This is a genomic window from Ochrobactrum sp. SFR4 (genome assembly GCF_019730395.1).
Lineage (GTDB): Bacteria > Pseudomonadota > Alphaproteobacteria > Rhizobiales > Rhizobiaceae > Pseudochrobactrum.
In genome coordinates this window covers 1-262 of the sequence record NZ_JAAPBB010000923.1, presented here as the reverse complement: position 1 = coordinate 262, position 262 = coordinate 1, and the positions used below count along the sequence as shown (strand labels likewise).

1 protein-coding gene is annotated in these 262 nt (G+C 53.8%); it reads right to left on the bottom strand.

Annotated features, from left to right (window positions below; all coding sequences use genetic code 11):
* On the bottom strand, positions 1 to 262 hold a 262-nt coding region (locus tag HBA93_RS21795), incomplete at both ends, for an ATP-binding cassette domain-containing protein (protein ID WP_221724640.1).

Below are 262 nucleotides of genomic sequence, written 5' to 3'. Positions count from 1 at the left end.
ACAGCATGTTGCATATTATGTGTCACCATAAGCGTGGTTAGTTGCAGCGCATTCACCGCGCGGATTGTTGCCTGCATAACAATATCTGCCGTGCGCGGATCAAGAGCAGCAGTATGCTCGTCCAGTAACAACAGATCCGGCGAACCGCCAACGGCCATAATCAAGGAAAGAGATTGCCGCTGGCCACCGGAAAGCAGTTCAACCCGCGTGTTCAGCCGGTCTTCGAGGCCTAATCCGAGCAGAGCCAACCGCTCTTTATAGG